General features: G+C 39.6%; 8 protein-coding genes. 3 read left to right on the top strand and 5 right to left on the bottom strand.

Annotation, left to right across the window (positions count from 1 at the left end):
- Nucleotides 1-519: 519 nt before the first annotated feature.
- The 3 genes from ACWQ4X_RS19010 to ACWQ4X_RS19000 form a co-directional block, all read right to left on the bottom strand.
- Nucleotides 520-669, bottom strand: coding sequence for a hypothetical protein (locus ACWQ4X_RS19010; RefSeq protein WP_457904606.1), 150 nt, complete (start codon nucleotides 667-669; stop codon nucleotides 520-522).
- 231 nt (nucleotides 670-900) lie between these two features.
- Nucleotides 901-1,179: a helix-turn-helix domain-containing protein gene (locus ACWQ4X_RS19005; RefSeq protein ID WP_100240750.1), complete on the bottom strand. Its 279-nt coding sequence runs from the start codon at nucleotides 1,177-1,179 to the stop codon at nucleotides 901-903.
- Nucleotides 1,172-2,464 (bottom strand): type II toxin-antitoxin system HipA family toxin, encoded by a 1,293-nt coding sequence (locus ACWQ4X_RS19000; RefSeq protein ID WP_457904605.1) that lies wholly within the window; start codon nucleotides 2,462-2,464, stop codon nucleotides 1,172-1,174. The genes ACWQ4X_RS19005 and ACWQ4X_RS19000 overlap by 8 nt, the downstream gene beginning before the upstream one ends.
- 305 nt (nucleotides 2,465-2,769) lie before the next feature.
- Here ACWQ4X_RS19000 and ACWQ4X_RS18995 point away from each other — a divergent pair, with 305 nt between their 5' ends.
- On the top strand, nucleotides 2,770-3,912 hold the full coding sequence (locus ACWQ4X_RS18995; RefSeq protein WP_457904604.1) for a catalase family protein: 1,143 nt from the start codon (nucleotides 2,770-2,772) through the stop codon (nucleotides 3,910-3,912).
- Nucleotides 3,913-4,056: 144 nt separating this feature from the next.
- Here the strand turns inward: ACWQ4X_RS18995 and ACWQ4X_RS18990 are convergent, their stop codons facing one another.
- Nucleotides 4,057-5,007, bottom strand: a complete 951-nt coding sequence (locus ACWQ4X_RS18990) for a GlxA family transcriptional regulator (protein WP_457904603.1) — start codon at nucleotides 5,005-5,007, stop codon at nucleotides 4,057-4,059.
- A 99-nt stretch (nucleotides 5,008-5,106) separates the two neighbouring features.
- On the opposite strand from ACWQ4X_RS18990, the gene ACWQ4X_RS18985 reads away from it, so the two are divergent.
- On the top strand, nucleotides 5,107-5,655 hold the full coding sequence (locus tag ACWQ4X_RS18985) for a cysteine hydrolase family protein (protein ID WP_374527210.1): 549 nt from the start codon (nucleotides 5,107-5,109) through the stop codon (nucleotides 5,653-5,655).
- Nucleotides 5,656-5,771: 116 nt separating this feature from the next.
- On the opposite strand, the gene ACWQ4X_RS18980 is transcribed toward ACWQ4X_RS18985, so the two are convergent.
- On the bottom strand, nucleotides 5,772-6,710 hold the full coding sequence (locus ACWQ4X_RS18980; RefSeq protein ID WP_100240753.1) for a LysR family transcriptional regulator: 939 nt from the start codon (nucleotides 6,708-6,710) through the stop codon (nucleotides 5,772-5,774).
- Nucleotides 6,711-6,910: 200 nt separating this feature from the next.
- On the opposite strand from ACWQ4X_RS18980, the gene ACWQ4X_RS18975 reads away from it, so the two are divergent.
- The coding region (locus ACWQ4X_RS18975; protein ID WP_457904602.1) for an indolepyruvate ferredoxin oxidoreductase family protein at nucleotides 6,911-10,221 on the top strand (3,311 nt) is incomplete at its 3' end.

The raw sequence follows: 10,221 nt of genomic DNA, 5'->3' as shown, positions 1-10,221 counted from the left end.
AAAGTGCATATTCTAAAAGCGGACATTTTTACTTTGGAGAAACCGGACATTTCTATTTTGGAGTTACAATATTGATTTCGTATAATGTATATTATGTTAAATAACGTATCCAAGACTGTAGCCTACACAACACAGTTGTTGCTACAGCTCAGCATCATGAATCTGCAAAATTATATTCATGATGCTGAGTACGTGAATGAACATAATATTCGTTATGACGAAATCTCAAGCTATCTCATGCGCTGGATATAATGATCCAATTTGATAAACAATAATTTCAATTGATCTATTTCTTCGTGATTGTCTGAATCAAGCTCTCTGATTTGATCGAGATAGTTCTTCTCTAGTGACTCACGTATAAAAACATAATCTGATTTAAACAGCACGCCTTTGTTACGGTCGTAAAAGCTAGTTCTGAATATATGTCGATTAACTTTCACCGGCATCTTATTGACGCCTTTTCATCATCAAAATTTAAATCTAATAATATTTTCAATCGATCACACATCGTGTGCGCTTTTATGCATTGATCTCTATCAGCAAAACCCCAATTGCTGTAAATCCTGTAACTAATTCCACAAAAGAAAAATAATTTACACGCCGAAACTCTAAGTCTAAATCTAAAGATTCATGTACATAACGACCAAAAAGCATCTCTAAATAATCCATTTGCTCAAATGAATCTCTTAAATAATCTTCATTTTTAATAATTCTTAAGTATCAAAAGATTAAAAAACCTATCATATTAAACCCTGTTCCCTAGCCTGCTGAAATTTTGCGCCCTTAGCCAATATTAAGGTTGAATGAAGCGAATGAAATAAAACTTCCAACCATTTTGACACTACAATCAATCACTTGAGGAATCAGGTCTTACATAGCCAAAAATTTGAAATCTTTTTTTCATTTTTTCACAATTAAGAGCTTTAACCCGAATGCATTGAGCAACTTATAGATGGTTTCTAATGTGGGATTTGCCTCTGGTTTCTCTAGATTTTGCAAGGTCTGCAATGAAATTTTTGTGATTTTTGCCATATCCGATAAGGTGAGATGCAATTCAGTTCGAATGAATTTCGCGACGACATTGATCGGCCAATCAGGATTTTGCTGAATCGTTTCTAAGACATATTGTCTTTTTTTGATTTGTTCTATTTGCGATAAAGGAGTAAAACGTTTATCCATGACCAATCTCCTTCAATTGATTGCAGATATTTTGAATACGATGTGCACTATTTTCTATAATCTCAGCATCAATCCCAATGGCCCGCATCTTATCTAACAAACCTTGATATAGCGGCAATTGTTCAGAAAATAATGCTTTGACTTGATCAATAGATAACGTTGTACATTCAGTAAGTTGATTGGCAATAGAAGCCCATTGATTATCATCTTTCTTCCATCGCGTACATCTTGCGATTCCGTCTGGATGTAACCACATCGGCGCAAAATCAAATAAAGGTGATAAACGTATTTCACCATTCGTTAATCTTTGAAATGCGGTATTTCGGGTATGGTTATCTTTATTACCCAATGCAATATTGGCTAAATCTCGTTTAATGTATTCAATAATCTCTTGCTCTGGATTGGTACAGTTCTGCATGATTACACTGCAGACTTCGTTATGGGTCATCGTCACGCCAAAGCCAACTTTTCCGCTAAACGCAGCAAGACTTTCTTGTGCGATTCGTTCAACACCTTGTTCCGTCACTTGGCGGTCGAACCGTGGAATGAATAAGGTTCTACCATGTAACACAAGCTCTTTGAAAACACGTAAACCTAGATATTCAGCTAATTGCATATATAAGGCTTCTTGATTCAAAATTTTATTCAGCCGCTCATCTGTACCTCGGCTAAATTTGATGAGCCAATGTTGTTTTGCTTCCATATCAGGTAGCGCATGATCTAAATAAAATAAACCATCCTTGCCTTGAGTCATTAAGAGTTTTGGCCATTCACCTTGAACACCAGAAGATCCTGAAATGAACAGCCCAAAAGAAGCCAAAGATTCTAGAAAATCATCACTACGTTCAATAATCTCCTGTAATGAAAACCCTTGAACCAATTGATCAGAATATTGCTGTAAAAGCCATTCATGAGCTTCTTTGATTCTTAAATTTCCAATTGGGTTACTCGCACCAATTCTCAGTAAGGACCAATCAGCGGACTCTTCTTCATATTCTGGTCGTCCTAACCTTCTTAATAGCTCTTTTCGACCATAACCTTGAGGTAAGAGATCAACCAGAAATGCTGGCCAAGTTGGTTCATTATTACTTTCGAGGTTAACTGGAAAATGATTTGAAACGGCATGACCATCACGTAAGCCCATATATTCAATAGCATGTTCCATTGAATAATACGTAGCACTACTTGCCTTCCAGCCTTTGGCTTCGTCTCCAATCAATTCAATGGTTGCACAATCGATCCATTGATTTTTTAGGAATATTTGAATTGAACAAAACTTATTCATAAATATATTAAAATAGTAAAGTATGGCCAGTTAGACCTATTATACAACTATTATAATAGTAAACTAGAGTTATTATTGTATGAAATGCTCTAGAGAGTTGGAGGTTGCGATTACTACCTACTATACTGCAAAAAACTATCTCATCTAGCCTATTTCAATGGATTGGTACAAAGTAGAGTTTAGACTTCTGGGGAGCTTGTAAATCGTCAGATATTATAATAGTTTGTATATTAAATAGTCTTAAGAAATCTCACCTCATCAGCGAATAAAACTAAATATGATACTGATGTTAGAGGCTAAATCTCATGCAATCAAAACGCTTGCGCTTACCGTTCACTGTGTTAGCTGTAGCAATCATAATCAATGTTTGCACGGCGGGACATGCTGATACAAATACTACAATGCTCCCTCCTCCTCAAAAGATAATTTACCCCACCATTGATTCAAGTTTGAGTGAAAGTCTTTATCCAAACGAAGCTGCTACGGCTGAAAAAATTGCAGATGTGATTGAAAAATCCATCCGTGAAAAATATTCTGCAGGCACAGCCCTGCGTGATGCACATCCTAAAGCACATGGGTGTGTACAAGCAGAATTTCAGGTTCAGGAAAAACTTCCTCAAAATTTAGCTCAAGGCATTTTTATTCCAGGCAAGACCTATAAGGCATGGATCCGCTTCTCGAATGCATCTCCTGATGCCAGCCAAGCAGACATTAAAAAAGATGCGCGTGGGATGGCGATAAAAGTTTTAGGCATACCAGGAGAAAAACTTTTAGAAGATGAAAGTAATGCATCTACACAAGACTTCATCATGATTAATCATCCAGTCTTCTTTATTAATGACCCAGATCGTTATCTCGCATTAATGCAGGATATAAACAGCAAGAATTATTTCAGAAAATTGCATATTCCTTTTGCGCTAGGATTTAAAGGAACCTTGATTGCGGCCAATCTTAAAACGAAAATTTCAAATCCTCTACAAACACGATATTGGTCAATGGTTCCTTATCAGTTGGGATTAGGTGCTGATCATCAAGCAGTGAAATATTCTGTCCGAGCCTGCTCAGCAAACGTAGACCCTATGCCAGATCATCCAAGTCATGATTTTTTGCGTGAGGTACTTCGAAATAGTTTGCAAAAGAATGATGCCTGTATGGAATTTCTGGTACAAGCAAGAACCTCCAATACCATGTCTGTCGAAGATTCCATGACTGAGTGGATGGAAAGTCAAGCTCCATTTTATCAGGTCGCAACAATTCATATTCCTAAACAGGTTTTTGATACGCCAGATCAGAATAAATTTTGTGAAAATCTTTCTTTTACGCCATGGCATGCTTTACCTGAACATAAACCACTTGGTGTAGTCAACCGAATGCGTAAAGTCATTTATGAGCGGATTAGTCGAGTCAGACATGAGATGAATTTAACCAAAAGACAAGAACCTTTGTAGCCTATTTATTCTTCTGACTATATGAAATGAGTAAAAATAAATAGTAATTAAAGTTTATCAATTTTAAGGAAGACTCCCCTAAGGCTTATCTAACCTAAGTTATACAAGACAGACTCAATGCGTTAATCTCCAAATTGAATATGGTCAGGACTTAAAACGTTTACGATACTCTGTTGATGTTAAACCTATTGTTTTCACGAATATTTTATTGAATGATGAACAGTCTTTGTAGCCGACTTGCCAAGAAATTGAGTCAAAACTTAAATTTGTCGTAAGCAATAAATCCTGTGCTTTATGAATTCTTAAATTCTGGCAATATTCAATTGGTGTAAGCCCTGTCGCTTTCTTAAAGCGTCGTAACAATGTCCTTTTTTCAAGGTTGGCCAACTCAGCTAAATCGTCTACTGTCACTTTATTCGCATAATTATTTTGTAACCAATGCTGAATCTTTACGATGGCAATATCACCATGACTTAAATTAGGTAAAAACTGTTTATAGTAAGACTGTTCTCTGGAAGGTGGGTCAACCAAGAGTAATTTAGAAAACTCAACCATTAATTGCGATGTATAGATTCGCTCGATCAATTTAAGCCCCAAATCCATCCAAGACATAATTCCTGCCGTAGTAATCACATCAGGATCTTCAACAATGATTTTATTACTATCAATATTCACATAAGGAAAGCGTTCTCGAACAATTTCATTGTTTAGCCAATGTGTCGTTATCGTTCTACCATCAAATAAATTTGTCTCCAAAAGCGTAAATACTCCTGAACAGATAGAACAAAGTACTGTTCCGTTCCGATAGTGCTGTCGAATCCAATGAGAATAGTTTCTAGCAGTCTGTTTAGAGAGTGGAGCTTCAAAGCTCGGTGGAATAATTATAAAATCAATCTTATCACCAGACTCCGCCTGACTTTCCCAAGTCTTGACTATTTCTCCATGAGCATCGTGCCAATGCGTCACTTTAATTGTATCTTCACCTTGATTGAGTGCTTGCTGGTTGGCATACAGCAATAAATCAGTTAGGCCCCACATAGAAGCTGAATGGGCTTGCGGATAGTTCAAAATTGCAATCTCATTAATTTTACTCATTTGTCGCTATCCACCAGTATTTAGTCATTTGCGACTATTCATGTTTTACCAGCACTTTGTCAAGATAAACTCGACATTTACTTATTCGAGTTCAAAATTATGAGCAAGCAAGCGGTGGTAGTTGTAGATTTACAAAATGAATATCTACCAACGGGAAAACTTCCATTAGTTAATATTGAAGCAGCTTTAGACAATGCAGCGAAAGTCATTGAACATGCACGCCAGCATGCAATCCCTGTCATCCACATCCGTCATGAGTTCCTCGATCCAGAAATTTCATTTTTTGTAAAAAATACAGAGGGAGTGGAAATAATTGAGACTGTTGCCCCAGTCGCTAATGAATGTGTGATTACTAAAAACTATCCAAATTCTTTCTTAAAAACTGATTTAGATGCACATTTAAAAGAACAAGGTATTGAGCAGTTAACTATTATTGGTGCCATGAGCCATATGTGTATTGATGCGACTACACGTGCTGCATCGGATTTGGGTTATAAATGTACAGTTGTGGAAGATGCATGCACAACGATGAATCTCGAATTTAATGGTCAAGTCGTTGAAGCCGCTCAAGTACATGCGGCGTTTATGGCTGCTTTAGCCTTTGCCTATGCTGAAATTGCGACGACAAAACAACTTTTAGAAAACTAAAAAGTGTAAATTAGATAATAGGTTTATTTAATTTACAATTATATATAAACAATAAAAAGGCCTAACATCGTGTTGGGCTTTTCTTATGAGTCTCTCCGATATAATGCCAATTAACATTATAAAAAATACTCAGTATCACTCTGAATTTTTGGGGAAATATGCTGTTCTACCCACGTTAACCATGCTCTTGTTTTCGCATCAATAAAATGACGGGATGGCAATAAGGTATAAACACCTATATCTGGTGATCTCCAGTCAGATAATAGACGGCGTAATCGTCCAGTACTTATAGCTTCAATTACAGTAAAGGTTGGCAGCAATGCAATGCCCATATCTTGCTGCACCATATCCAGTAAAAGCTCGGGTGAATCTGCAATCAAGGGTCCTGTAATATCAATTTGATAAGAACAACTTTTTTCACTCACCAGATGCCATTGCGGTGTAATTGATGGATTCACCAATCTTAAACATGCGTGCTTTTGTAGATCATCTAATGATTTTGGCTCACCATATTTTTCTAAATAAGCGGGTGATGCACAAAGTACTGAAAATATGGTTCCAATTTGACGGGCAACAAATCTTGAATCCGCCAACGATTCCGCAAGATACAGACTGACGTCAATGCCTTTGCCTAAAAGATCTGGAACATTCTGTGAAGTACGGTATTCAACTGTAAGCTCTGGATAGGTTTCACAGAATTCTGCCATCACTGGAGACACATAATGATGACCAAAACTTGCCATACTCAAAACACGTAGCCGTCCTTGTGGTTTGGTTGCCCTCCCCATGGCTTGGGTTTCAGCTTCATCGACCATCGCGAGCACTTGACGGCACTGCTCGGCATAAGTTGCACCAATATCGGTCAATGCGTGCTGTCTGGTCGTTCGTTGTAGTAATTTTGTTCCTAAACGCCCTTCTAACTCACTAATTAGTCTAGAGACTTGCGCTGTTGTCAGTTCCATCTGCTCTGCAGCTGCCGTAAAGCTTCCACTATCAATGACTTTCAGGAAAGCATGCATCGCATGAAGTAATCCACCATCAAGATTTTTGCGCATAACGTAAATATCTTTTGCTTAATTACGCATTGTTGCACCAGTCTGGATCAATCACAATGACATTAATGTACATACATTGAGCAGTTTTCATTCTTCAATCAACTGATCAATCGTTTTCCGAGTATGTCATTTACTCCAAATATTCAACGGGATGTTGAGAAAATAAAGTAGCAAGACTACAAAATTCCAAGGAGAAATAAATGAATATAGCTACAAAATTTACTCCAAATAAGATTCCAACCAAGGATGTAACACTCGAAGATAAATATCTCAGTGATGACGGTACTGCTTACATGACAGGTATCCAAGCTATGGTGCGTTTACCACTCGCACAAACACGGCGGGATACTTTAAACGGTTATCATACTGCTGGCTTTATTTCTGGTTATCGTGGTTCTCCTGTCGGAAATTATGATAATTATCTCTGGCAAGTAGAAGGCATACTCAAAGACCATCATGTGGTTTTTCAACCTGGCGTAAATGAAGATTTAGCTGCTACTGCAATTTGGGGTACCCAACAAGCCAATCTCTCAGGTCAAGGAAAATATGATGGTGTGACTTCTTGGTGGTATGGCAAAGGTCCAGGTGTAGACCGTTCTGGAGATGTTCTGCGTCATGCCAATCTAGCAGGAACATCCGAACGTGGTGGTGTGGTTGCCTTCTTTGGAGATGACCATTCTTGTAAATCCTCAACAGTTCCACATCAGTCAGAACATGTCATGATCGGTTGTGGGATTCCAATTTTTTATCCGACATCAATACAACAAATTCTTGATCTCGGTGTTCATGCTGTTGCCATGTCACGCTTTACGGGTGTGTGGACGTCAATGAAACTGGTCAGTGAAATTGTTGAAACTTCTGCTTCTGTGCATGTGGATTCAGATCGCGTCATTCCTGTATTGCCCGAAAATGTCGCAATGCCTGAAGATGGTGTCAATATTCGTTGGCCTGATCATGGGATTCAGCAAGAAGAACGTCTATATAAATATCGCCTACCTGCGGTTTTGGCTTATGCCCGTGAAAATGAACTGAATCAGGTCACTTGGCATTGTCCTGATGCCCGTATTGGTATTGTCGCCAGTGGTAAAGGCTATTTAGATACCATTGAAGCCTTACGTATATTAGGCATCGAAGGTGAAACAGCCCAACAGCTCGGACTACGCGTCTATCAAGTTGCTTTGATTTGGCCTTTAGAGCCACAAGGTCTGCATGAGTTTGCCGAAGGTTTAGAAGAACTGATTGTGGTGGAAGAAAAACGCCCGATTTTAGAAGCACAAATTAAAGAGGAATTGTACGCACTTCCAGATGATAAACGCCCTCGTGTCATCGGTAAAGCTTGTGATGGCAAAGGTGAATGGAGTACAACTGTAGATGAAGCCCCTTTGAAGGGTTACTTTGAGTACCAGCCAGAACCTATTGCAAAAATGCTGGCAGTTCGCTTCTTAAAACTAGACCTTCCTGAAAGCTTAAAAACACAAATTCAAAATAGAGTTGAGCTACTACAACAATCAGAGCAAGAATCCCAGCATGCACCTGATATTGCAGAACGCAAACCGTTCTTTTGTAGTGGCTGTCCTCACAACTCATCCACGGTCTTACCTGAAGGCAGTCGTGCATTAGGCGGGATTGGTTGTCATTATATTGCGGTCTCACTCAATCATGGCACAGAAACCTTCTCACAAATGGGTGGCGAAGGTGTGAGTTGGGCTGGTGCTTCTCATTTCACCAATGAAAAGCATATTTTTGCCAATCTGGGAGATGGAACATATTTTCACTCAGGTTATCTGGCAATCCGCCAAGCAATCGCGGCAAAACTCAATATCACCTACAAAATTCTCTATAACGATGCGGTTGCCATGACGGGTGGACAGCATGTCGATGGTCATCTCACCGTGGCACAGTTAACCCGACAACTTGATGCTGAAGGCATCACCAAACAAGTCATCGTTACGGATGAACCTGAGTTAATTCATGCCGAAGAAGGTGTTGCATCTCATGTAGAGATCTATCACAGAAATGAACTGGATGATGTGCAACGCAAACTGCGTGATATTTCTGGTGTTACGGCGCTAATTTATGTGCAAACTTGTGCCAGTGAAAAACGTCGTCGCCGTAAACGCAATACTTATCCAGATGTTGCAGAGCGTGTTTTTATTAATAGTGAGATTTGTGAAGGTTGTGGTGACTGCTCTAAGCAATCGAACTGTTTATCTATCGAGCCTATAGAAACAGCATTAGGGACTAAACGGCAGATTAATCAAAGCAGTTGTAACAAAGACTTCTCTTGTGTCGAAGGTTTCTGTCCAAGTTTCGTGACCGTACATACCCGCGATATGAAACGTCCAGAAACTTTCGAAGGGATTGCAGCTGGCTGGCCAGAAAATCCAATCATTCCTGAGCTGGGGCAACAACCGATTCATATCATGGTGGGTGGTGTTGGCGGTACAGGGGTCGTGACCGCAGGTGCTTTACTTGGCATGGCGGCTCATTTGGAGGGTAAAGCTGTACGTATCATGGATATGGCTGGACTTGCTCAAAAAGGAGGTGCGGTATATTCCTACATCCAACTTGCTACAGACGATGATCAGATCTCAGCAACCAAAATCCCTGCGGGTCAATGTGATGTTTTAATCGGGGCAGATGCCATCGTTGCAGGGAGTAATGCGGCGCTTTCACGCTTAAAAGCAGATGCTGTTGTCATCGTCAATGAAGATGGTTCCCCTACTTCGGCCTTCCTTGAATCTCGAGATTGGCATGCACCAATAACGGACTTGATTAATCGACTTCGTGGTCGAACCACGCAAGGCAAACTCATCTCTTTACCTGCAATACAAATAGCCACACAAGTGTTGGGAGATGCAATCTTTGCCAATCAGATCTTGCTTGGCATGGCTTGGCAAACTGGTCAAATTCCGTTGAAGCGTGAAAGTATTGAAAAAGCAATTCGCTTGAATGGCACGGCTGCTGAAAAAAACCTTGAAGCTTTCCGTATCGGTTGCCATTTAATTAGCGATCCAGACTTGGCAAAACGCATTATAGCAAGCATACCCGCAACGCATACACCAACCACCTTGACCGAACTGATTGAAGATCGCACTACGCGTTTGGTTGAATACTGGAACCAAGCGTATGCAACGCAGTATCGAACCCTTGTGGAACAGGCAGCGAAAGTTTTGCCAGAAGAATTGGCTGGAACAATTGCGACTCAGTTGTATAGAGTCATGGCCTATAAAGATGAATACGAAGTTGCACGCTTACTCACAGGCAAAAGTTTTAAACAATCAATTGAAACCCAGTTTGGTAAAGGTCTACGTTTAACCTATCACTTAGCTCCGCCTGCTTTGGGTGCTCATGGGGTTATCCGTAAACGTGCTTTCGGATACTGGATGCGTATTCCAATGATGTTACTTGCTCGTCTTCAGTGGCTCCGAGAAACCTTCTTCGATCCATTTGCTTTACAGCAAGAACGTCAAAAAGAACATGCATGGCGTGATCGTTATATCGCCTTTGT

It is taken from the genome of Acinetobacter sp. NigerLNRRAM0016, assembly GCF_054112845.1.
The sequence above is the reverse complement of the archived record's forward strand: the minus strand, read 5'-3'. Positions and strand labels throughout refer to the sequence as shown.